Genomic DNA, 251 nt, shown 5'->3' on the forward strand with positions numbered 1-251 from the left:
CCACCCGCGACCGGACCGTGGCCGCCTCCAGCAAGAACTACCGCTACTCCACCAACCACCAGGTCGTCATCGACGCCGACACCCGCCTCGTGGTCGCCGTCGGCAAGCCGCTGCCCGGCAACCGCAATGAACCGCTCCGGGATCGGTGGAGGCTCTATGTGTTGACTCCAGCCACCGGTTGGGGCTGGTGTTGAGCGTAGTAGTTGGTCTCGTATTCGTGGGGCGGGGTGTCTCCGATCGCGCTGTGGAGC

General features: G+C 66.1%; 1 pseudogene. It reads left to right on the top strand.

The features are described 5' to 3' along the window. Positions 1–131 (top strand): annotated as a pseudogene (locus MTQ10_RS31120) (IS5/IS1182 family transposase); the annotation flags it as partial. Positions 132–251: the final 120 nt, after the last annotated feature.

Source organism: Streptomyces sp. XM83C, assembly GCF_023072675.1.
GTDB classification, from domain to species: Bacteria; Actinomycetota; Actinomycetes; order Streptomycetales; family Streptomycetaceae; genus Streptomyces; species Streptomyces thermocoprophilus.